At 35.1% G+C, this 21,105-nt stretch carries 24 protein-coding genes; 19 read left to right on the top strand and 5 right to left on the bottom strand.

Translation table 11 applies throughout. The features are described from left to right. The first annotated feature begins 74 nt into the window (after positions 1-74). Positions 75-743, top strand: coding sequence for a potassium channel family protein (locus tag N0K73_RS04530; protein WP_112249648.1), 669 nt, complete (start codon positions 75-77; stop codon positions 741-743). A 49-nt stretch (positions 744-792) separates the two neighbouring features. Here N0K73_RS04530 and N0K73_RS04535 read toward each other — a convergent pair whose 3' ends face one another. Beyond that, positions 793-3,429, bottom strand: a complete 2,637-nt coding sequence (locus N0K73_RS04535; RefSeq protein WP_284063893.1) for a YfhO family protein — start codon at positions 3,427-3,429, stop codon at positions 793-795. 235 nt (positions 3,430-3,664) lie between these two features. Here N0K73_RS04535 and N0K73_RS04540 point away from each other — a divergent pair, with 235 nt between their 5' ends. The 6 genes from N0K73_RS04540 (at position 3,665) to N0K73_RS04565 (ending at position 8,477) form a co-directional block, all read left to right on the top strand. After that, a complete protein-coding gene (locus N0K73_RS04540; RefSeq protein ID WP_112249650.1) occupies positions 3,665-5,743 on the top strand; it encodes a peptidoglycan D,D-transpeptidase FtsI family protein in 2,079 nt (692 codons plus the stop codon). Between the two features lie 154 nt (positions 5,744-5,897). Continuing rightward, positions 5,898-6,047 carry a 50S ribosomal protein L33 gene (gene rpmG / locus N0K73_RS04545; protein ID WP_057973409.1) on the top strand — a complete coding sequence of 50 codons (150 nt, stop codon included), beginning with the start codon at positions 5,898-5,900 and terminating at the stop codon, positions 6,045-6,047. Between the two features lie 110 nt (positions 6,048-6,157). Beyond that, entirely contained in the window at positions 6,158-6,832 is a 675-nt protein-coding gene (locus N0K73_RS04550) for a rhomboid family intramembrane serine protease (protein ID WP_112249652.1), read from the top strand. A 20-nt stretch (positions 6,833-6,852) separates the two neighbouring features. After that, positions 6,853-7,053, top strand: coding sequence for a YqgQ family protein (locus N0K73_RS04555; RefSeq protein WP_057973411.1), 201 nt, complete (start codon positions 6,853-6,855; stop codon positions 7,051-7,053). A 30-nt stretch (positions 7,054-7,083) separates the two neighbouring features. Next, positions 7,084-8,049 carry an ROK family glucokinase gene (locus N0K73_RS04560; RefSeq protein WP_057973643.1) on the top strand — a complete coding sequence of 322 codons (966 nt, stop codon included), beginning with the start codon at positions 7,084-7,086 and terminating at the stop codon, positions 8,047-8,049. A gap of 20 nt (positions 8,050-8,069) precedes the next feature. Then, on the top strand, positions 8,070-8,477 hold the full coding sequence (locus N0K73_RS04565; protein WP_057973412.1) for a rhodanese-like domain-containing protein: 408 nt from the start codon (positions 8,070-8,072) through the stop codon (positions 8,475-8,477). Between the two features lie 48 nt (positions 8,478-8,525). Here N0K73_RS04565 and N0K73_RS04570 read toward each other — a convergent pair whose 3' ends face one another. Continuing rightward, on the bottom strand, positions 8,526-8,702 hold the full coding sequence (locus N0K73_RS04570) for a DUF3042 family protein (RefSeq protein WP_083478910.1): 177 nt from the start codon (positions 8,700-8,702) through the stop codon (positions 8,526-8,528). Positions 8,703-8,828: 126 nt separating this feature from the next. On the opposite strand from N0K73_RS04570, the gene N0K73_RS04575 reads away from it, so the two are divergent. From N0K73_RS04575 to N0K73_RS04620, 10 genes are all read left to right on the top strand, one after another. Beyond that, positions 8,829-9,566, top strand: a complete 738-nt coding sequence (locus N0K73_RS04575) for a glycerophosphodiester phosphodiesterase (RefSeq protein ID WP_057973413.1) — start codon at positions 8,829-8,831, stop codon at positions 9,564-9,566. 2 nt (positions 9,567-9,568) lie between these two features. Next, positions 9,569-10,492 carry a tRNA (adenosine(37)-N6)-dimethylallyltransferase MiaA gene (gene miaA, locus N0K73_RS04580; RefSeq protein ID WP_112249657.1) on the top strand — a complete coding sequence of 308 codons (924 nt, stop codon included), beginning with the start codon at positions 9,569-9,571 and terminating at the stop codon, positions 10,490-10,492. 21 nt (positions 10,493-10,513) lie between these two features. Next, a complete protein-coding gene (locus N0K73_RS04585; RefSeq protein WP_112249659.1) occupies positions 10,514-11,767 on the top strand; it encodes a methionine gamma-lyase family protein in 1,254 nt (417 codons plus the stop codon). Between the two features lie 100 nt (positions 11,768-11,867). Then, entirely contained in the window at positions 11,868-12,257 is a 390-nt protein-coding gene (locus N0K73_RS04590; protein WP_057973416.1) for a MerR family transcriptional regulator, read from the top strand. Between the two features lie 25 nt (positions 12,258-12,282). Continuing rightward, positions 12,283-13,626 carry a type I glutamate--ammonia ligase gene (gene glnA / locus N0K73_RS04595; protein WP_057973417.1) on the top strand — a complete coding sequence of 448 codons (1,344 nt, stop codon included), beginning with the start codon at positions 12,283-12,285 and terminating at the stop codon, positions 13,624-13,626. A gap of 152 nt (positions 13,627-13,778) precedes the next feature. Next, entirely contained in the window at positions 13,779-14,663 is an 885-nt protein-coding gene (locus N0K73_RS04600) for a hypothetical protein (RefSeq protein ID WP_057973418.1), read from the top strand. Continuing rightward, on the top strand, positions 14,663-15,595 hold the full coding sequence (locus N0K73_RS04605; protein ID WP_112249661.1) for a hypothetical protein: 933 nt from the start codon (positions 14,663-14,665) through the stop codon (positions 15,593-15,595). The genes N0K73_RS04600 and N0K73_RS04605 overlap by 1 nt, the downstream gene beginning before the upstream one ends. 49 nt (positions 15,596-15,644) lie before the next feature. After that, positions 15,645-16,187 carry a dUTP diphosphatase gene (locus N0K73_RS04610; protein ID WP_112249663.1) on the top strand — a complete coding sequence of 181 codons (543 nt, stop codon included), beginning with the start codon at positions 15,645-15,647 and terminating at the stop codon, positions 16,185-16,187. Positions 16,188-16,441: 254 nt separating this feature from the next. Further along, complete coding sequence (locus N0K73_RS04615) at positions 16,442-16,639, top strand: DUF378 domain-containing protein (protein WP_057973421.1); 198 nt, start codon at positions 16,442-16,444, stop codon at positions 16,637-16,639. A gap of 32 nt (positions 16,640-16,671) precedes the next feature. Further along, positions 16,672-16,881, top strand: coding sequence for a CsbD family protein (locus tag N0K73_RS04620; protein WP_057973422.1), 210 nt, complete (start codon positions 16,672-16,674; stop codon positions 16,879-16,881). Between the two features lie 50 nt (positions 16,882-16,931). On the opposite strand, the gene N0K73_RS08310 is transcribed toward N0K73_RS04620, so the two are convergent. Genes N0K73_RS08310 through N0K73_RS04630 form a run of 3 tightly spaced genes read right to left on the bottom strand, consistent with a single transcriptional unit; the run spans position 16,932 to position 18,194 of the window. Beyond that, positions 16,932-17,144, bottom strand: a complete 213-nt coding sequence (locus N0K73_RS08310) for a transposase (protein ID WP_181647324.1) — start codon at positions 17,142-17,144, stop codon at positions 16,932-16,934. A gap of 37 nt (positions 17,145-17,181) precedes the next feature. Then, on the bottom strand, positions 17,182-17,775 hold the full coding sequence (locus N0K73_RS04625) for a transposase (protein ID WP_415527612.1): 594 nt from the start codon (positions 17,773-17,775) through the stop codon (positions 17,182-17,184). Positions 17,776-17,828: 53 nt separating this feature from the next. Next, on the bottom strand, positions 17,829-18,194 hold the full coding sequence (locus N0K73_RS04630; protein ID WP_112249675.1) for a transposase family protein: 366 nt from the start codon (positions 18,192-18,194) through the stop codon (positions 17,829-17,831). 371 nt (positions 18,195-18,565) lie between these two features. On the opposite strand from N0K73_RS04630, the gene N0K73_RS04635 reads away from it, so the two are divergent. After that, a complete protein-coding gene (locus N0K73_RS04635) occupies positions 18,566-19,534 on the top strand; it encodes a LacI family DNA-binding transcriptional regulator (RefSeq protein WP_112249677.1) in 969 nt (322 codons plus the stop codon). Positions 19,535-19,693: 159 nt separating this feature from the next. Then, a complete protein-coding gene (locus tag N0K73_RS04640) occupies positions 19,694-21,085 on the top strand; it encodes an SLC45 family MFS transporter (RefSeq protein ID WP_112249679.1) in 1,392 nt (463 codons plus the stop codon). Positions 21,086-21,105 lie beyond the last annotated feature (20 nt).

Consider the following 21,105-nt stretch of genomic DNA (forward strand, 5'->3'; position numbering starts at 1 on the left):
AAATAGAAAAGATTAAGGTGCAAATATATTTGTTCTTAATCTTTTTTTATTAAAATTAAGTGGGGTGAAATAAATTGAAAAAGAATTTTGCAATCATTGGACTGGGCCGATTTGGTTCAAGTGTTTGTCAAACTTTGATTGAATCCGGACAAGAAGTTTTGGTTATTGATAAGGATGAAGCAAGGGTAAACGACTATATGGATATTGCAACGCATGCTGTTGTTGCGGATGCACAAGATGATGAAGCACTTAAGTCAATTGGAATCCGTAATTTTGATCACGTCATTGTGGCAATTGGTGAAGATATTCAAGCAAGTATCTTGGTTACATTAATGGTTAAAGAGTTAGGCGTTCCCGTTGTGACGGCTAAGGCTTTAAATGAATATCATGCTCGGGTACTCCAAAAAGTTGGGGCAGATCATATTGTACATCCTGAACGAGATATGGGAATAAAACTTGGTAGGGCATTAAGCTCTAATCACTTGCTAGACTATCTAGATTTGGATGATGGGTATCGACTGGCTGAGATTGATATGACGGACCCAAGATACGTTAATAAAACATTGGATGAGTTAAACTTTAGATCAACGTTTAACCTGAATGTGATTAGTATCAGGCGTGGGAAAGAAATGATTATTTCGCCATTGGCGGACCAGATAATTTTACCAAATGATCAATTATTAATTATCGGAGAAACAAGATTTGTTACAGAATTTGATGGAAAAATGAATAAAACAAAATAAAAGGATAAGATTGCATATCGCAATCTTATCCTTTTGTATTACACAAAAACTATTTAATCAGTCTTTTGATGGTGTTAATAATTGGACCAATAAGAACGATTAATACGGCTAGAATCGAAATTAGTAAGCCAATACCCATGTAAGGTGGCCAATAAACGAGCTTAACAGTATGTTTACCAGGCGCAACGCTAAAGGCAAGGAAGGTATCCATAGATTTAGTTGTTGAGACCGACTTACCGTCTATTTTTACATGCCAACCTTTGCTATACGGAATAGTTGTGAAAATAGCCTGATGAGTCTTTTTAACATTTACTGAGCCAGTAATTGAATGTTGATTATATTTTTTAACGTTTAATTCATTTGCCTGCAAATGATTAATTTGTGTTTCAAATGACCTTACGTCCATTCGATATAGCGTAAAGTTTTCTAAGAAAAGGGTTCTTTTCTTTAATTTTGCCGTTAAAGTGATCTTTTTACCTTTATCATTTGATGCAATATTTACAACAACAGTATTTCGATAAGTTTTATACTGTTTCAATTCATGACCATTTAACTTAAATAGGACATTATCTGTGCTTAATCCGGCGCCTAAAGTTAAGTAGTAAGCATCATTTGTTGTTGGCGTATAAGTAAAAGTTACAATTCCAGGTTTACTCAATTTAGTTTTAGTTAACATAGAGTCAGTTAAATTGGCTTGTGAACCAACATTATCAAAGTTGACTGTATTAAAATTGATTGGTGAGAATAAGGTACTATTGTCTGCACCTGTAAGAGAAGTTAGCCAGTCCGATTGATATCTCAATGGGTTAGTTGCCTTGTTTTTCTTCGAAATAACAGTATCATTTGCCACGTAACCAATTGATAAGGCATACGGATTTTTAACTGTCTCAGTTAATGAATCACTTGAAACAGTATTGTAGTAAGACGTATCAGGTTTTTCAGTCAGTGGTGTTAGAGTTTCTAGTTGTGTTGTAAGAGCTTTTGACGATTTCATTTGTTTCGGAGTGAACACGTATTTCATGTTTAACAGAGCATCTGTCAGTAAAGTACCATTTGAATAGGTGACATAGTTATCGCCGTCTGGTTGCCCAATCTTACCGTAAAAGGTTGGAATAGATTTCGAGAAGGCAGAGCTAAAGTGAGATCCGCTGAAAAAATCGGCTGACATTGCATCATTTTTGGTACGACTATATGTTTGAGCAACACGATAGAAAGAATTGTCTATTTTCTTTAAAGACTTACTTTCTGTTGCTAAAGCTGATGTTGAAACGTCGTACTCACTCGTAGATAAATAACTAATATTATCTAACGAATAAACGGCATTACAAGACATTTCGGCAATAACACCCATACATAATAACCATTTAAATGAAGGTGATGAATGGTCTTGAAACTGAATTAATATTAGCATTAACAAAATAAATAGAATCGATAAAAATAAGGTTTCGTTTGATAGATAATTGTATGTTGTTCCCGATAAGAATAGGTAAGTGAACATGCCAATGAATAAAATGCTTACGATACCTATCTTCCAATGTTTAACAGGATTAAAGTATTCGAACTGTTGAGCAGCCAATAGAATAATCCAAAAACAGAATACGAACGAAAAGCGATAAGGGTACCAAACTGGGAATTGCATCCCGTGCCACAGCAAATCTAAAGGTTCAAAACACATAGATAAAACGAGGAAACTTGTGATTAAGAAAGCGACGACTCGTTCTCTAATAGAGAAACGATTATTCATGAAATATAAAATAAAACCAATTAAAACTAAGCTTCCGACAAAAATATTTGGAAAGCCAGAAGGCATTTGATCAAAATTAAAAGAGCCAATTACAAATTTTGACAGCATTGCTAATGGGTTATACTCAAACTTCGCCTTAATAGATTCTTCAGTATATTGGCCCTTGCTCGAAAGTAAGGAAAATAGGGTTGGAAATAAGATAACGGCCGAAATTGCTACAGAGATTAGTGATTTATATGTAAAGGTCCAGGCCTTTTTTAGGAATTGTTTAAATGTTATGCTTACACGACTTGTGGTATACAAGAAGTATAAAATCATAAAGAGACAAACCATATAGCCCATGTAGTAATTAACAACTAAAAGTAATGCAAGCCACCAAGTGTATGCCCAACTCTTAGAATTATTTTGTAGTTTTTCAAAACCTAAAATGACAAGAGGTAATAAAATCACCGCATCTAGCCACAACAGATTAAGCTGGTTTGCAATCGTCCAGCCCATTAAGGCGTATGCCGTAGCAAAGAGTGGAATGTAAAATGAGTTCATTCTCGTTGTTTTTTTCAGGAGTAATCCAAAAGTAAGGCCCGATAAAGCATATTTTAGGAGTGTAACCACCATAACCCCGGCGACTATTGATTTACCCGGAAAAAGTAAAAAGATGAGATTAAAAGGACTCATCAAGTAATATGCCCATTCACCTAACATGTCACCACCAATGGCTTGTGAAAATGAGTAAAAGAAACTTGTAGGATGGTGAAGAAGCGTCGCTCTAAAGTATGAGAAAAAATCAATATATTGCTGACCTAAATCAACAGTTAATAAAGAACTGTTTCCAAATGGATACATTTTTCGACCAATGAAGTAACAAAGCATGATGGTGAACGGAATAAGAAAGCTTAAAAGAAGAACGTGATGTTTTTTTAGGTAATTTTTTATTGGGAGCATTTTAAAACCTCTCTGACTATTAATGTATGGTAATAAGAATAGCATATTTAGGCGTTAATCACATGAATCAATAATAGATGTAAGCACCAAATTAAAAGATAATTAAAGTTTTTATTACAATACAATCCGTTCTCTCGCTTATGATCACAATGGGTCTCAAAATGTGGTAATATGATAAGTGATATATTTATACGAACTAAAAGACTAATAATGATACAGTGAGAGGTAATTAAACGTGAAACTTCCAAAATCAAAGCAGGGTCGAAGTAAACAAAATAAATCGCATATTCCATTCAGATTAAATTTCTTATTCTTTATCGTTTTCTTACTTTTTGCAGCATTACTGGCACAATTAGCTTATCTGCAAATTTTAAACGGGGCTTCATTTGAAGCAACTGTCAATAGCACGGATACGACAACGGAAACTAAGAATGTTCAACGAGGGATGGTTTATGATTCAACGGGTAAAGTATTAGTTGGCAACAACTCTTCGCGAGCAATCACGTACACAAAAGGATCAGGGGTTTTGTCGCCTGATTTATATAAGATTGCCAATAACTTAGTAACATATGTCAGTATTGATACAAAAAAATTGACGGATCGTAATGCTGCTGACTACTACTTGGCAGATAAAAAACATCTATCTACGGTTACCGCTGCAATTAAAAAAGAAAAAAATTTAACCGATGCTGATGTCAACAAACTAGCTGGTGCCGATTTTAACGCAATGGCAGTTGATTATGTTGTTCAAAATAATATCGACTCATTAAATGATAAAGAAAAAGAGGCTGCAGTTGTTTTTGCCAAAATGACAGGTGCATACTCATTATCAACGGTTTATTTAAAAACGACTGATGTATCGGATACAGAAATGGCCGAAGTTGGTGAACATTTATCAGGCATGAATGGCATTAAAATTGGGACTAACTGGTCAAGAAGTTATCCAAATGGTAAAAGTATGAATAGTATCATTGGAAATGTTACTAGCGAATCGACTGGGTTACCTAGTGATAATATCGAAACATTAATGGCTGAAGGTTATTCAAGAAATGATAGTGTTGGGCAGAGTTACTTAGAGAAACAGTATGAAGATGTTTTAAAAGGAACGAAGTCACAAACAAAGGTTGAAGTGGCCAATAGTAAAATTGTGAAACAGGCACAAGAATACAGTGGTGAAAAAGGGGACAATCTTGTCTTAAATATTAATGCTGAATTCCAAGCAGAAGTACAAAAAATTATGAATGATAGCGTAAAATCAATTGCCGGAAGTAACCCATATAATCCCGGTGCTTACGCCGTTGTTATGAATCCTAATACTGGTGCAGTTTATGCCATGGCTGGAGTTAATCGGAATATTAAGACTGGCAAGGTTACAGATGATGCACTTGGGTCAATAAATCAAGTGTTTACAATGGGTTCAGTTGTTAAAGGAGCGACAGTTATGGGAGCCATGATGGACGGTGTGATTACGCCATCAAGTAATACAATAACTGATGAGCCGATTAGGCTTGCCGGAACAGCACCTAAATCATCGTGGTTTAATACTTCTGGTTCCGCTAATATGACGTTATCAGCATCTGATGCGTTAATGGTCTCTTCTAACTCGTACATGATGCAATTGGCAATGCGAGAGGGTGGATTTAAGTATTCAAGCGGATCTTCACTTGATATGGCAAATTCTATCTTCCCCAAAATGCGTGGTTATTTTAACCAATTTGGACTAGGTATCAAAACAGGTGTCGATTTACCTGGGGAATCAACTGGATTTGAAGGGGTGGCTAACCAAGAAAATATTGGTAAAGCACTTGATTTATCTTTCGGAAATTATGATTCATATACGACAATTCAATTAGCGCAATATATGTCAACGATGGCTAACGGTGGGACAAGATTACAACCACAAATTGTTAAAGCAATTCGTTCTACCAACGAAGATGGTTCATTAGGATCTGTTAAAACGGAAATGACGCCTAATATTTTAAGCACGGTTAATGCAACAAAATCTCAATTTGATGTTGTTCAATCTGGATTCTATAAAGTTGTTCATGGATCAAACTCATTGAGGACTGGTGGTATGATGAGTGACGCCACACCATCAATTTCAGCTAAAACAGGTACTGCACAAACATTCTATGGGACGGCTGAAACGGAAGCGCTCAGTTTGGCTTCATATGCGCCATCAAATAAACCTAAAGTGGTTGTGGCGTTGGTATTCCCTGGTATGGCTAACAATACGGGTAGCGGTATTAATTCGCAGGCGGCAGTTAAAATTTACTCAGCGTTCTGGAAAATGGTAGAATCTAGTGGTAAATAAGCATCATAGTTAGTGATTTTGTTGCTGTAAAGTAAATTTCCTTAACAAATAAAAAAAAACACTAGCGTTTACTTATTAATAATGATATTATATAAGACGTTAAAGACTAATATGTCTTATGAAATTATGAAGAAATATATGGAGGGTTGCAACCATGCGTGTACACATTACATTAGAATGTACGGAATGTCATGAACGGACATACCTATCAAGTAAAAACAAACGTAATAATCCAGATCGTGTTGAGCTTAATAAATTTTGCCCACGTGATCGTAAGGTTACTTTACATCGCGAAACAAAATAACAACAGGGATTTTCCTGTTGTTTTTTTATTTTAAATAACTTTTATACTATTTGAAACAAAATCTTGTAAACGTTATTTTGTAAATTATTAGATAAATAAGGAGCTATTTCATGAATTTGGCAAAATATAAAAGCACACCATTTATGACGTACTTCTTCATAGGACTATCGGCAATTATTTTTGTCATGATGACGATTGCTGGTGGTAGCCAGGATACAAACGTCTTAATTGAATTTGGTGCGAAATATAATCCACTTATCATAAATGGTGAGTGGTGGCGATTATTTAATCCCATATTTTTGCATATTGGTTTTGAACATATCGTACTTAATATGTTTACGCTATACTTTATTGGAATTCAGATTGAGACAATGTTTGGACATTGGCGTTTTACGGGTATTTATTTGCTGGCAGGTATTGCCGGAAATATTGCTAGCTTTACGTTCAGTCCAGATACTATCTCGGCTGGCGCTAGTGGTGCCATTTTTGGGTTATTTGGTGCTTTTTTAATGCTAGGAGATAACTTTAGAGAGAGTGCTTATTTCAGACAGATGTCACAGCAGTTTCTATTATTTATTATGTTAAATTTGGTATTTGGATTTATGTCATCAAGTACGGATAATGCCGCCCATATTGGTGGTATTTTATCCGGATTCTTAATTGCAACTACTGTGGGTGCACCAAATTTGGCACAGATTAGTCGTGTTAAACAGGTAGCAGCATTTATTATTTTTATCGTGATTAATTTAGTTCTAATCAGAATTGGTGTTTCTAACAGTATTTAGCTTAAGGTGGTGGCTACCAAATGAAAGATTTATATGATGTCCAACAACTATTGAAGCAATTCGGTGTGTATGTCTATGTTGGTAAGCGAATGTGGGACATAGAATTGATGGCGTTAGAGTTAGATAATTTACATCGGTCAGGTGTGATTGATGATAAAATCTATGCTAGGGCTAAAATCGTACTATCTCACGAACACAGAATCGAAGAACAAAATAATTGAGAGCATAAGTGGAGGAATTGAATAATGGCAATCGAAAAAAAATTAATCGGTGTTGATTTAGGTGGTACAACGGTTAAATTTGCAATTTTAACAGAAACAGGCGAAATTCAACAAAAATGGAGTATCGAAACAAACGTCCTTGATGAAGGGTCACATATCGTACCAGACATCATTGATTCAATTAATCATCATATCCAATTATTTGATATGACTGCAGACCAATTCAGTGGTATTGGCATGGGCTCACCAGGTACAGTTGATCGTGCAAATGGAACTGTCATTGGTGCCTACAACTTAAACTGGAAAACATTGCAAAATGTTCAATCAGAAATTGAAGCAGGTACTCAAATTACATTTGCCATTGATAACGATGCTAACGTTGCTGCTTTAGGCGAACGTTGGAAGGGTGCTGGCGAAGATGATGATGAAGTTGCCTTTATCACACTTGGAACTGGTGTTGGTGGCGGAATCATTGCTAACGGTAAATTAGTGCATGGTGTTGCCGGTGCCGGTGGTGAAATTGGACATATTACAGTTGAACCAAATGGTTACATGTGTACTTGTGGCAAAAGAGGTTGTTTAGAACAATACGCATCAGCTACGGGTGTCGTACGTGTTGCTCGCGATATGGCTGAAGAATTTGCTGGTCAATCAAAATTAAAAGAAATGTTAGACGATGGTCAAGAAATAACATCAAAATTAGTTTTTGATTTGGCTAAAGATAACGATGCTTTGGGTAAAATGGTTGTAGATAGAGTTTCTTATTACTTAGGTTTGGCTTGTGGGAACTTGGGTAATATGTTGAACCCTGCCTATATTGTTATCGGTGGTGGTGTTTCTGCTGCCGGAACTTTCTTGTTGGATCAAGTAACAAAATACTTTAAACAATTCTCATTCCCAACAGTTCGTTCATCAACATCATTAAAATTAGCACAATTGGGAAATGAGGCTGGCGTTATCGGTGCCGCTTCACTTGCTCGTCAGTTTATTAAATAATAATTGAGGGGAGAACCATCATGATTTTAGGAGCAATGAAAGTTAATGTAATCATTAATATTATTTTAATTATTATTTTAGTAGGTCTTGCTGGTAATCAATTTTACCTTTGGTACATGGGCCGTCGTTCAGCTAAATTAGTTACAAATGAAGAATTTAATGAAGGTATGCGCAAAGCGCAAATCGTTGATTTACGTGAAAAGAGTGAATTTGATGCTTCTCACATCATGGGTGCTAGAAATATTCCGTATTCTCAATTTAAAACGGCAGTTGGTGGATTAAGAAAAGATTTACCTCTTTATCTATATGATCAAGGTAAATCGATTAGTACCCGCGCTGCTTTTAAGTTGCATAAACAAGGATATACAGATATTACTATTTTGAAAACAGGTTTTTCAAAATGGGATGGAAAAACTAAAAAACGTTAAATAAATAAAAGCATCGAAGAATTTTTATTCTTCGATGCTTTTATTAGTTTATGAATGATGTGATGAGCGACTCTTACGTGTTGCACGTTTACGATTATCTTCAATCATTTGTTCTTTTTCTTCAAGAGGTGCAACGACGGTTTTTTTAAAGGCAACAACACTACCAATTAATGCGCCTACAGTTGCAGCTGCTCCAACAAAGAATCCTTTTGAGAAGTTTTTCATTATGTAGACCTCCTTATTCATTTGACCCCTTCATTATGACTTATTCCGGTTAAAATTGCCACTAAAAGCACCGCTATTTTTTGATTAATGATATAATAATTTTTGGAAGTTAGGGGTGGGTTGCGAATGAAGACGAAAATTTTTGCACATCGTGGTAGTAAAGGAACTAGACCAGAAAATACATTAATTAGTTTTCAGGCCGCAATAGATGCAGGTGCCGATGGCATTGAGACCGATGTTCAGTTGTCCAAAGATGGCAAACTAATCATTATGCATGATGAAAAAATTGATAGAACAACTAATTTAACAGGTAGAGTAACTGATTTAACTCTAGCTGAATTAAAAAAAGCAGATGCTGGCGTTAAATTTAGCGACGAATATCGGGGAGAACAAATTCCAACTTTGGAAGAAGTTATTGAATTATTGAAGCGCAATAACTTTAAGGGGACATTTAATTTAGAATTGAAAACAAATCATATTGAGTACCAGGGAATTGAAGAACTCGTGAACGAACAAATGAGACAATTACCAGCGGATATTCATCTTTTGTATTCGAGTTTTAATCCAAATTCTATTCGAAGAATGCAGAAAATTAATCCTGAAGCCGAATTTGCAAGTTTATTTCAATTTAAAATTAAAGAGTCGCGTCTTTTGGCTAAGAATCATTTGATTACTAGCTTACATCCTGATGTCACTTGGTTGAGAGAACGGCATGGTTTATTTTGGCCAAAGTTATTAATTCGTCCTTGGACAGTTAATTCGACTAAAAATATGATCTATTGTTTTAAAAAGAAGTATGACGCCATTTTTACGGATTACCCGGCAAAGGCGTTGGAAGTACGAAAGAACATTCAAGGAGATTAGAAATGACACAAAAAGTATTGTTGATTGTTGGACCAACTGCAGTTGGTAAAACTGATTTATCAATCAAGTTGGCGAAAAAATTCAATGGTGAAATTATTTCGGGTGACTCTATGCAAGTCTATCGTAAGTTGGACATTGGAACCGCTAAAGTTACGGAAGATGAGATGGATGGAATACCACATCATTTAATTGATCATAAAAATAACGATGAGCGCTATTCAGTTGCCGAGTTTGTAGAAGAAAGTCGCGCAGCTATTACCGATATTGCTGCCAGAGGGAAACTACCGATAATCGTTGGAGGAACTGGATTTTATTTGCAAGCTCTGCTTGATAATTTTCAGTTAGGTACAAATAATGACGATGATTTAAGCCTTAGAGGAAAGCTTCAAGAACGTGCCGAACAACTGGGCCCTGAAGCGATTTGGCGGGAGTTAAACGATTTGGATCCAAAAGCTGCATTAAAGATTCCAATCAATAATACACTACGGGTAATTAGGGCTTTAGAGGTTATTCAGAAATCAAACGAATTGTTCTCGGCACAGGACGACAAAAAAACGAATGAGTATGATCCGTTCATTATCGGTTTATCTACAGATAGAGCCATGTTATATGATCGAATTAACCAACGTGTTGATTTAATGATTCAATCAGGACTTGTCGATGAGGCAAGATGGCTCTTTGACCAGAAAATTGATGATCTCCCGGCCGGAAAAGGAATTGGTTACAAGGAATTATATCCTTATTTTGAAAACACCCAATCGCTTGAAGAAGCAACAGAATTAATTAAACGAAACTCAAGGCGCTATGCAAAAAGACAACTAACTTGGTTCCGGAATAAGATGACGGTCAACTGGTTTGATCTAATTGAATATCCAGATCAGATGGTTACGATAGAGCAACAAGTGACCGATTGGTTACGAAATTAAAAGATATCAGGAGACGAATACATGAAAAAATGGACAGATAATTTACCAGATAAATTGGTTGAGATTGTGGCAGAAACTGATACTCAGATTGAATCGAAGTTAAAAGAAATTGATGAACAAGTTCTATTTAATCAACAAAAAGTTTTAGAAGCATTTAAGAAGAATAATGTTTCTGAAACTTATTTTGCCGGATCAACGGGCTATGGTTATGATGATATTGGTCGTGATGGACTTGATCGTATCTATGCAGATGTTTTTAAAACAGAATCGGCAATGGTGAGACCACAAATCGTTTCTGGCACGCATTCAATTTCAACGGCCCTTTTTGGTATGTTACGACCTGGGGATGATTTATTGTACATCACAGGGATGCCATACGATACGATTCAGGAAGTTATTGGTGTTTCCGGTACTGGTATTGGTTCAATGAAAGAATACGGCATTGGGTTTGATTATGTACCGTTGACGGATGATGATCATATGGACATTGAAGGCTTAAAAGAAAAACTGACTGATAAAGTTAAGGTTGTTGCCATTCAACGTTCTCGAGGGTATGCGACCCGGGATAGCTTTGTTGTCTCTGAAATTGCAGACATGATCAAAGAAGTACGGAACATTTCGAAAGATGTTATTATTTTTATTGATAATTGTTATGGCGAATTTTCTGAAACCATTGAACCAACAGAAGTTGGAGCTGATATTATGGCAGGTTCTTTAATTAAGAATGCAGGTGGTGGGCTAGCTAAAACGGGTGGTTATATTGTTGGTCGAGCAGATTTAATTGAACAGGCTGGTTATCGGTTAACAACTCCCGGTACAGGTAACGAAGAGGGCGCAACTTTAAACGTTATGAGAGATTTCATTCAAGGGTTCTTTTTATCACCTCACGTAACAGGCGAGGCGATTAAAGGTGCTATTTATACAAGTGCTTTACTCGAAAAAATGGGGTTAGATGTTTCGCCTAAATGGGATGCACCTCGAACAGATTTAATTCAGACGGTTAACTTTGGTAAACCGGAACCCATGGTTAAATTTGCGCAAGCAATCCAACATGAATCTCCCGTAGATGCTTATGTTGAACCTAAACCAAGTGAAATGGCCGGTTATGAAGATAAAGTTATTATGGCTGCGGGAACTTTTGTTGAAGGTGCTAGTGTTGAATTATCAGCCGATGGTCCACTAAGAGAGCCTTATACACTCTACGTTCAGGGCGGATTAACGTATGCGCATGTTAAGTTGGCAGTTACGGCAGCCGTAGAAAAAACATTTTATTAAACGGTTAGCTACAAGTTATGTCATAAAATCTAACATTGCGCGTTGACAGCGATTTATTTCCTTGTTACTATAAGACTGTAATTAAAGAGGAGGCTTGTTTATGAAAGAGAAGGAACTCAGAAGGTCATTGGCGGTTCTACCAATTGGAACGGTAATGAAGTTAACGGACTTAACAGCTCGTCAGATTCGTTATTATGAGGAGCAAGAATTAATTATGCCTCAAAGAAATGATGGTAATCGTAGAATGTATTCACTGAATGATATTGACAAATTATTTGAAATTAAAGATTATTTAGATGAAGGCGTAAATATGGTTGGCATTAAGGAAATTTATATTGAAAAAGAAGTGCGCGCTAAAAGACAACGTGAATTGTTAAAGAAACCTTTAAGTGATAACGATGTTAGACGTATTTTTCAAAATGAATTTCTTTCAGTTAGTGGACTAAAAAATCCTGATGAACCTTCTTTTAACGCAAACAAGCCTCTATAAATTATAAATAATGAGGAGAGATAAAATGGCAAAAGCTGCATACACTAAAGATGATATTGTTTCACTGGCAAAGAAAGAGAACGTTAAGTTTTTAAGACTAATGTTTACAGATTTATTCGGAATTATTAAGAACGTAGAAGTTCCGATTAGCCAACTAGACAAATTATTGGAAAACAAATTAATGTTTGATGGTTCTTCAATCGACGGATTCGTTCGAATCGAAGAGAGTGATATGTACCTATACCCAGATTTATCGACTTGGATGATTTTTCCGTGGGAACATGAACATGGTAAAATTGCGCGTATTATTTGTGAAGTATATAACGCCGACAGAACACCGTTCCAAGGCGATCCAAGAAATAATTTAATCCGTGTTTTAAAAGAAATGAACGATTTAGGCTTTACGGAATTTAATATTGGACCTGAACCAGAATTTTTCTTATTTAAATTAGATCCCATTACGGGGAAACCAACAACACAGTTAAATGATAAAGGAAGCTATTTTGATTTAGCACCAGTTGATTTGGGTGAAAACTGTCGTCGAGATATTGTTTTAGAACTAGAAAACATGGGCTTTGACGTTGAAGCCTCTCATCATGAGGTCGCACCCGGTCAGCATGAAATTGATTTTAAATACGCGGATGCATTACAAGCCTGCGATAATATTCAAACATTTAAATTAGTCGTTAAGACGGTTGCCAGAAAACATGGCTTACACGCAACATTTATGCCTAAACCATTGAACGGGATAAATGGTTCAGGAATGCATATTAATATGTCACTATTCCATAAAGATGGTAATGCCTTTTTTGATGAAAAAGACGAGATGCAATTATCTGAATCGGCTTATCAATTCCTCGGCGGATTATTACAACATGCGCGTGGATACACGGCGGTAACAAATCCTACGGTTAATTCATATAAACGCCTTGTTCCCGGATTTGAAGCGCCTGTTTACGTTGCCTGGTCTGGCCGTAATCGTTCACCATTAGTGCGCGTTCCAATCGCACGTGGATTATCAACTCGTTTAGAGTTAAGAAGTGTTGATGCGACAGCCAATCCTTACCTTGTTATTGCTGCTATTTTAGAAGCAGGACTTGATGGACTTAGAAATAAGGTTGTTCCACCAGCATCTGTTGATAGAAACATCTACGTGATGAATCGTCAGGAACGTCAAGATAACCAAATTGGTGATTTACCATCGACGTTGCATAATGCCATTAAAGCGCTAGAGAAAGATGATGTTATGGAAAAAGCGATGGGTCCTCATTTGTATCCAAGCTTTATCGAAGCTAAACAATTGGAATGGTCCGCTTATCGTCAAGAAGTTTCTGAATGGGAAAGAGATCAATATTTAGAACTTTATTAAAAAAAGTGTAATAAAGATTTGAAATGACTAACTAAATGATTGATAATGAAACTAGAGCAAGTAAAATTGTTTTAGTTTTTTTGATTATGCAAAGAATAATAAAATACATAGTAAAAAAAGCAACAATTAAATATGAAATAAAGGGGTAAAACATGATGAAAGACAACCAATTTAGTTTATCAGATCATGATGAAGCTACCAATAATATAGAATTCGCACTCTCTAAAAAAGTTGAATATTTAAATCAACTAAGAGAGGCCATTAAACAACAAGATGATCGCTTAGTTTATCAATTAATTAACCAATCACGTTATGCGCAACTTTTATTAAAAAAGAGAAGCGTTTCAGAAATGGCCGTTCAAGAAGAATTGGTCGTTAAAGATTATCCGCAAATTCAACAATATTTAAGCTTGAAACTTATTTCATATTTACGTGATGCTTATCCATTCTTCTATTTTGAAGAAATGACAGTTGGAAAATTTAAAATTCATTTTGGTAACTGGTGGGATCGTAAAGAATTTGGATATTTAGACGTTTTAAATGTTGAATTTAAATTCGATGAAGAAGAGCTAGCTAAGTTGGCTAAATCATTTGAACTAGAATCAACGAATAAACGTGTTAATACGGATAAGATTAATCAAATTTCAACTCAAAATAAAGAACGTCAAGAATTGGTTGATTCTCAAGATGAACGTGATGCTGAGAAAGATAAAATTCGTGAAGAAATGAAACGTAACTCGCAAGAAAAAGGTCGTCCTTGGGATGCTGGACGTATTCGTGAAGAACGACGTGTTCTGAAAGAACGTCTGACGAAATTAACTGAAATGGACGAAGAAGCTAATAGCGCCTATCAAGATATTAAATCAAGCGAGACTGATGTTTTAAGTTTAGCTAAGGAAGATACATTAATTGGTTATGAAAGACAGAGTGTTATAGGTGTATTTGGTGACTTTGAAAAATTCACTAAACATAATAATGAATTATATAGCAATTATTTATCTCACCTAATTAGTCAAAAAGGACAGGTGACTGAATAATGGCAGAAAATGAAAAGAAATTAATTTCAACAAAATCTCGTTTAGTAGAATTTAATGAACAAATTAAATTGAGTTTAAATAACGGTATTAAATTTACTGAAACATTAGACATTTTGATGAACACACAAGATAAAGTTGAATTAATTGATGCCGCAATGAGCCTAATGGGTTATCAATTAGATACAAGCTATTTAACTTTCCCACAAAAATATAGTGCTGCAGATTATTGTTTACTCTTCTTTAATCGATTAATGGACTTACATGATAATGAAACAGCTATTTTACATTTTTCGGAACCTAGAAAAGCACTTGTTCATGAAATTCCTGGAATTAATGCTGTTGATAGTTTTTCATTCAAAATTGATGATAGCGAAGGCGCTTATTATGTTGCACAAGAGTCAGGCGCTTCGCTTTTTTATCTGAATTTACGTAAGAGAATGATTCGGATTAATAGTTCAGCCATTACGAATGTCTTAATCGTTAGTTACTTAGAGAAGTTAGATGCAAAAGCAATTAAGCACCTTGAAATGATGTTGATTGATTTTGCAACGTATTTAAAAGAGGATTACGGATTCAGTGTTGATCTTAACCTCTTGGATTCAGGTAACCCGGCAAGGTATGAATTATCTGAAGATATGCTTAAGAGAGACGTTATCGATGAGTTATTCGTGCTTGCTTCAGAGAATGAGTTAATGGTTGAGGCGGGCGTTAATAATAGTGCTGTCCTAAAACTAGCAAACTCAGAAATAACAATTTATGATCAGAAACAAATGGGCGAAAATGACAATGAAAAATGGGTTATCGCAGTTATGGATACAACTCAGGAAATATCATGGTTTGATATTTTATTAAATGAACCTTTCATTAGGAACTGGTATTTAAATAATATTAGTGAGTTAAGTATTAAATCAGATCCCTTAATATTTAAATAATAAGATAAAATCTGTCCTTTAATGGACAGATTTTTTTGGAGGAAAATAAGTGAATTTAACAGATATGATCCAAATGGAACGAAAATTTGACCGAGATGTTATCCAGGATAAAAAAATCAGATGGAGTCCAGAAGAAAGATTATTTAACGCTTATGTAAGTTTAGATGTTGAGTTATCAGAATTGGCAAACACAGTTGAATGGTTCAAGGTTTGGAAAGATAATCGGGGACAAAAAACTGAAGCAGGTAAGACGCATGAAGAAACGGTACTTTCAGAATATGTTGATGCGATGAGTTTTTTCTTTAATATTGCGAACCAAAATAAATGGACTTACCTGCTATTAATCAGTGATGACGAAATGGCTAATTTTGCAAAAAAACCAATGACGATATCTCTAAATAAAGTTTTTTTATCGCTAAAATTAATGATTTCTAAAAGTTTGTTTAGTCATAAATTGGAAGATTTTAAACATGCTTGGCATCTTTTTATAAAATTTGGATTGGTTGATCTTAAATTATCTTGGGATGATATTGAAGAAGAATTTGTTAAAAAAAATATTGAAAATGTTGAAAGACAAGAAAATAACTATTAATTTAATGTTTTACAATAAATAATATATGTTTATTATAAAATTCATTCAATGAAGTGCCCTCCGATGTCAGACGCAAATCTGATATTGAAGGGCTATTTATATACTTTTTATTTAAGAAAGGGTATTAGCATCCGTAATTATTCATTTTGATATACATTCATTTTTAATTATGGTTATTATAATCATATTAATTGATTTTTAATGTTGGGATGATATACTTAAGGTGTACCCAAATAGTAGAGGGGGAGACAGGGATGAGAATGCTTAATAATATTTTGTTTAGTCTATTAATTGTTGGTGGCTTAAATTGGTTATTAGTAGGTATTTTTAGATTTGATCTGATTGCCTTTCTATTTGAAGGTGCCATCCCCACTAGTTACGGTGTTATATATATTCTCGTAGGTGTAATTGTTATCTGTTCATTAAGTCTTTTTAAGAAAACCAACGATTGAGTTGGTTACGATAAATAAAAGGAGGAAGTACAATGACAAAAGAAGATAGATTTGATGCGAAGATGGATCAAGTTAAGGGTAAAATCACGGAAACTAAGGGTAAGATAACCCATGATAAACAAGAAGAAGTTAAGGGCAGGGCAGAAGGCTTGCTTGGCAAAGCTAAAGAGAAACTAGAAGATGTTAAAGATGATGTCTCGGAAAAAATAATTGAAGTTATGGATAAAAGTAAGAAGAAATAATTAAGGTTCTTCGTCAACTGTTGTTGGTGACTAAATTGATAAAGTTCTGATCACTTTGTGATTAGGACTTTTTTAGTATGTATTTTGAGCGTGTAAATTAGTCTTGTTCGAAATCTGTGGAAGTTTCTGAAGCCAAAACTAACGCGTTTAACGACCTTTATTTTATTATTTGTACCTTCTAAAGGACCGTTAGAATAATGATGAGCGAAAGTACTTTTAATTTCAGAATGATGGAGTCGCAACGTTTCAATACTTTTGGTCATCTCTTCAGAACACCCTTCGGTGTTCGTAACGGCTAAATCATAAGTCGCCCAGTCCCTTAAGTGAAGGGCTGATTTGATTCATCAATTCATATGTTCTTTTCAGTTCTGGATTCAGTGCGAGTAAATGGTCAAGGACATCAATCTCCGTCATTAAATACGGAAAATAAGTCCATTTTTTAAAATTCTTGTAATCAAGATTTTCAGAAGGTTTTAACAGAAGTTTCCAGTATCTTTTCAGTGCTCTATAATCTTTTGACGATGTTGGTAGTTCTTTCATGAGTCTGATTCTTGTTTTGGTAAATCCACGATTCACCGAATTAATTATATGAAAGCTATCAATGACAACAATTGCATTGGGAAAGACTTCTTTAACCAGTTTAGGATACGCATAATTCATATCAGTTACAATAATTTTCACATTTTTTCTAGCCACGGCAGAATAACGGTAAAAATAACGTTGTATTTGATAGAGCCGTCGAAAAGATAAAAGATCAATTAATTCATGATTACTAGCATCCATAAATTCAAAACTCATGGCATCTGTAGCGGATTTTGTACTCTTGACTTCGTCAAGTAGGAGGACCTTGGGTAAAAACGTGTAATTTGGTTTGAAATCTCGTTCGGAAGTCATTAAAATGCGGCCTACAAAGGAATCAGAAGTTGAAAGCTCATCGGTAATATGGGTTAAAGAAACGGTTCTGCCAGCTTAGTCAAACAAAGTTTTCTAGATAGATTAGATATTGTACAGTTCTTAGGGACCGCACTTGTTTGAGCCAAAAAGTAGGATTGGCACTCGTGGCAGTTAAAATATCTTCGTTTGAGTAAGAGAATAACGTCTTCTCCCGATACCTTAGGGTATCGAATAGTCGTTTGACGCCAGCCGTATTTGATTATCTGACCTTCGTTCTTAATTCCGCAGTTGGGACAAGCTTTCGGTTGATAGTCAAGAATACCGTTAAATCGGGTGACATGATCGTTTGAGGTATAATAATCAATAATCGTTAGATTATTGTCTTCTATTCCGAGCCAAACTTTAGTATGATTAGACATACGGAGATTCCTTCTTTCTTATTAATTCATCTGTGGTGGTTGAACGATAATGGATTTGGATGAACCCGTACCCAAAAGTCTTATGGCTTTTGGGTCTTTTTTTGTCATTATACAAAAAATCTGTCATTAGTAATAGAATTAATTTTCTATTACCAACAACAGATATTGTAGACCCCAAGTAATATGCTTTTTTTCTGTGTCAATTGTGGGGAGGAATTTTAATAGTATATTTTCCTATATTTATTATGGCTTATCGTGTACTTAATTGACACCAGAGTGTGAAAACTAGTATGCTTAAATATGTAATACGAATTATTTAAGTTAGTTTTAAAAATTTAAAGATGATAAATAAAATTTTGAGGAAAAAATAAATGGTAACCATTCGTGATGTAGCAACAGCGGCAGATGTAGCAGTATCAACAGCTTCAAGGGCATTAAATAATAATCCTCGAATTAGTCAAAAAAGTCGAGACCGTATTCAATTGATTGCTAAGGATATGGGATATCGGGTTAACTCAAATGCAAAAAATCTGAGCCTTGGCGAGTCGAATGTGGTTGGGGTGATTTTCCCGGTGACTAAGGTGGGTAACCAAGAAAATACATTTCATATTGATATGATGCGAGGGGTGAATAAAGAACTAGCTCCCCGAAAGTATGTTATGTCTGTTGCGATGGGACAAACAGATACGGAATTGTTATCTAACGTGCAGGCAATGGTTCTTGAAGCACAAATACATCGTTTTATTTTATTATATTCAAAAAAGAATGATATGGTGACTCAGTTTTTATCGACACAGAATGATGTGAGATATGTAGTTATTGGTGAGCCAGTTGATTCTGGAACTCAATTTTATGTAAATAATGATAATGTTTTAGCGGGCTTTGATGCAACTAAATTTTTAGAAAGAACATATAATAGTAAACATATATTGTTCATTAAATCAAATAAGAATTGGAACTTCGAAATACAGCGCGAACATGGATTTAATCATGCTATTGATGAACTAAAAATAAAACATAAAAGTAGTAACCTAGGATTGCGTCACGGAAATGATAATAGTGATAGATTAATTGCATATATTAAGGCACATGCGAATGTAGATGGCGTTGTGGCTGCCGATGATATGATTGGGTTTACTTTTTTTAATTTTTGGAAAAAAACATTTAATAAAGATATACCGGTAATTGTTTTTAATAATAATCAATTATTTAGTCGAATGGGCAATAATAATTTCCATTGTGTTGATTTATATCCAGATAAATTAGGGCAGGAAGCAGCTAAGTTAGTATTTTCGGATGACACTAGAGGATATGTTGTTGTTCCACATAAAGTGCGTTAGAAGATTAAATTTAATATTTATAATTAGAAAAGTGAAAAGGATTTCACTTTTTTTTATTTTTTAATGCAACCGCTTGCAATTTAATGCAAACGGTTGCATAATGAAATGTATCGAAGACGTTCGATGGATTTTATTAAATTTAAGTAAGGAGAGTTTATAATGGATAATGAAAAAAATACGGTAGTTAAAACTGCTACGCTGCCTAAATTGCCAATTAGTACAATCTGGATGATGAGTTTTGGGTTTTTAGGTGTTCAAATGGCATTTGCGCTTCAAAGTTCGAATATGGGGAGAATTTTTCAAACGTTGGGAGCTGATCCAACAAAGTTAGGATTTTTCTTTATATTACCTCCTCTAGCCGGAATGGTAGTACAACCAATCGTTGGTTATTATTCTGATCGTACGTGGATGCCTAAACTCGGTCGTCGTATACCATACCTTTTAGTTGGCGCTGTTGTAGCCGTTATTGTAATGTGCCTACTACCTAATTCAGGAAGTTTTGGTTTTGGAGCGGGGTCAGTAACAGCTTTAATGTTTGGGGCAATTGCAATTATGTTTATGGACGTGTCTTCTAATGTCGCGATGCAACCATTTAAAATGATGGTTGGCGATATGGTTAATGAAGATCAAAAGGGCTTTGCTTATTCAATTCAAAGTTTCTTATCTAATACTGGGGCAGTGTTGGCTAGTATATTTCCATTCGTTTTAACGATTATTGGTGTCTCGAATGTGGCGCCTAATGGTGTAATTCCACAATCAGTTGTCGTCTCGTTTTATGTTGGTGCAATTATTTTGATAATCTGTTCTCTATTTACAGTATTCAAAGTTAAAGAATATACGCCAGAACAATATGCTATCTATCATGGGATTACTGAAGAAGCGAATACTGAAAAAGTTAGCATGATTACGCTTTTGAAAAAAGCGCCAAAGGTATTCTGGACAATTACGCTTGTACAGTTTTTTTGTTGGATGGGATTTCAGTATCTCTGGACATATGGAACTGGGGCCGTTGCGTTTAATGTTTGGCATACTACGGATGCAGCATCAGCCGGATTTCAATCGGCCGGTAATTGGTTTGGTATTTTATCGGCTGTCCAGTCGGTTGCAGCGGTTATTTGGTCGCTTGTTTTATCCAAGGTTCACAATGATAAACATAAATTAGCATATAGTTTAAGTTTATTTTTGGGCGCAATTGGATTTGGAACGATATTTTTTATACACGGTCAAATGGCGTTAATTGTCTCGTTCACATTAATTGGTATCGCGTGGGCTGGAATGATGGCGTTTCCATTTATTATGCTGACAAATGCACTCTCTGGCAGCCATATGGGGACATACCTTGGATTATTTAATGGATCAATTTGTCTACCTCAAATCGTAGCATCTATTGCTAGTTTCTCATTATTTCCATTGTTAGGTTCAAGTATGCCTAAAATGTTAATGGTTTCCGCAATAATGTTACTATTTGGAGCTGTATCAGTGATGGTTATTAAGGAAACTTCTGCTGAAGCTGAAGAAGCCGAAAAAGAAATCGCTGAAGAAAGTAAGTAATTATAAAATGAAAGAGGTAT

Source organism: Dellaglioa algida (assembly GCF_030127605.1).
Taxonomy (GTDB): Bacteria; Bacillota; Bacilli; order Lactobacillales; family Lactobacillaceae; genus Dellaglioa; species Dellaglioa algida.

Excerpts from the sequence above, each read along its gene's own strand:
- N0K73_RS04535 (WP_284063893.1), bottom strand. The coding sequence starts at position 3,429 with ATGCTCCCAATAAAAAATTACCTAAAAAAACATCACGTTCTTCTTTTA.
- rpmG (WP_057973409.1), top strand. The coding sequence starts at position 5,898 with ATGCGTGTACACATTACATTAGAATGTACGGAATGTCATGAACGGACA.
- N0K73_RS04550 (WP_112249652.1), top strand. The coding sequence starts at position 6,158 with ATGAATTTGGCAAAATATAAAAGCACACCATTTATGACGTACTTCTTC.
- N0K73_RS04555 (WP_057973411.1), top strand. The coding sequence starts at position 6,853 with ATGAAAGATTTATATGATGTCCAACAACTATTGAAGCAATTCGGTGTG.
- N0K73_RS04565 (WP_057973412.1), top strand. The coding sequence starts at position 8,070 with ATGATTTTAGGAGCAATGAAAGTTAATGTAATCATTAATATTATTTTA.
- N0K73_RS04570 (WP_083478910.1), bottom strand. The coding sequence starts at position 8,702 with ATGAAAAACTTCTCAAAAGGATTCTTTGTTGGAGCAGCTGCAACTGTA.
- N0K73_RS04575 (WP_057973413.1), top strand. The coding sequence starts at position 8,829 with ATGAAGACGAAAATTTTTGCACATCGTGGTAGTAAAGGAACTAGACCA.
- miaA (WP_112249657.1), top strand. The coding sequence starts at position 9,569 with ATGACACAAAAAGTATTGTTGATTGTTGGACCAACTGCAGTTGGTAAA.
- N0K73_RS04585 (WP_112249659.1), top strand. The coding sequence starts at position 10,514 with ATGAAAAAATGGACAGATAATTTACCAGATAAATTGGTTGAGATTGTG.
- N0K73_RS04590 (WP_057973416.1), top strand. The coding sequence starts at position 11,868 with ATGAAAGAGAAGGAACTCAGAAGGTCATTGGCGGTTCTACCAATTGGA.
- glnA (WP_057973417.1), top strand. The coding sequence starts at position 12,283 with ATGGCAAAAGCTGCATACACTAAAGATGATATTGTTTCACTGGCAAAG.
- N0K73_RS04600 (WP_057973418.1), top strand. The coding sequence starts at position 13,779 with ATGATGAAAGACAACCAATTTAGTTTATCAGATCATGATGAAGCTACC.
- N0K73_RS04605 (WP_112249661.1), top strand. The coding sequence starts at position 14,663 with ATGGCAGAAAATGAAAAGAAATTAATTTCAACAAAATCTCGTTTAGTA.
- N0K73_RS04615 (WP_057973421.1), top strand. The coding sequence starts at position 16,442 with ATGAGAATGCTTAATAATATTTTGTTTAGTCTATTAATTGTTGGTGGC.
- N0K73_RS04620 (WP_057973422.1), top strand. The coding sequence starts at position 16,672 with ATGACAAAAGAAGATAGATTTGATGCGAAGATGGATCAAGTTAAGGGT.
- N0K73_RS08310 (WP_181647324.1), bottom strand. The coding sequence starts at position 17,144 with ATGACCAAAAGTATTGAAACGTTGCGACTCCATCATTCTGAAATTAAA.
- N0K73_RS04625 (WP_415527612.1), bottom strand. The coding sequence starts at position 17,775 with ATGACTTCCGAACGAGATTTCAAACCAAATTACACGTTTTTACCCAAG.
- N0K73_RS04630 (WP_112249675.1), bottom strand. The coding sequence starts at position 18,194 with ATGTCTAATCATACTAAAGTTTGGCTCGGAATAGAAGACAATAATCTA.
- N0K73_RS04635 (WP_112249677.1), top strand. The coding sequence starts at position 18,566 with ATGGTAACCATTCGTGATGTAGCAACAGCGGCAGATGTAGCAGTATCA.
- N0K73_RS04640 (WP_112249679.1), top strand. The coding sequence starts at position 19,694 with ATGGATAATGAAAAAAATACGGTAGTTAAAACTGCTACGCTGCCTAAA.